Annotated in this window: 1 rRNA gene; it reads left to right on the top strand. The window is 51.8% G+C overall.

Annotated elements, in window-relative coordinates:
* A 23S ribosomal RNA gene (locus L6990_RS11810) occupies positions 1 to 776 on the top strand; the annotation flags it as partial.

Genomic DNA, 776 nt, shown 5'->3' on the forward strand with positions numbered 1-776 from the left:
ACGTATTAACAGGTGTGACGCAGGAAGGTAGCCAAGCCACGCGATGGTTGTCGTGGTCTAAGCGTGTAGGGTATCCGGTTGTTAAATGCGCCGGTGTTGGCCTGAGACGTGATGGGACCCCTTTTTTGGGGGGATTTGGTGATCCTATGCTGCCGAGAAAAGCATCGACGTGAGGTTTTAGCCGCCCGTACCCCAAACCGACACAGGTGATCAGGTAGAGAATACTAAGGCGATCGAGAGAATCATGGTTAAGGAACTCGGCAAAATGTCCCCGTAACTTCGGGAGAAGGGGAGCCTTGAGCGTGATCCACCTACGCGGTGGGGAGCGTGTATGGGTCGCAGAGAATTGGGGGAAGCGACTGTTTATCAAAAACACAGGTCCATGCGAAGTCGTAAGACGATGTATATGGACTGACTCCTGCCCGGTGCTGGAAGGTTAAGAGGATTGGTTAGCCCTTTTGGGCGAAGCTGAGAATTTAAGCCCCAGTAAACGGCGGTGGTAACTATAACCATCCTAAGGTAGCGAAATTCCTTGTCGGGTAAGTTCCGACCTGCACGAATGGAGTAACGACTTCCCTACTGTCTCAACCATGAACTCGGCGAAATTGCAGTACGAGTAAAGATGCTCGTTTCGCGCAGCAGGACGGAAAGACCCCGTGACCTTTACTATAGTTTGGTATTGGCGTTCGGTGTGGCTTGTGTAGGATAGGTGGGAGACTTTGAAGCTGGCACGCTAGTGTTGGTGGAGTCGTTGTTGAAATACCACTCTGGTCGCT

It is taken from the genome of Rothia endophytica (assembly GCF_928381505.1).
Lineage (GTDB): Bacteria > Actinomycetota > Actinomycetes > Actinomycetales > Micrococcaceae > Rothia > Rothia endophytica_A.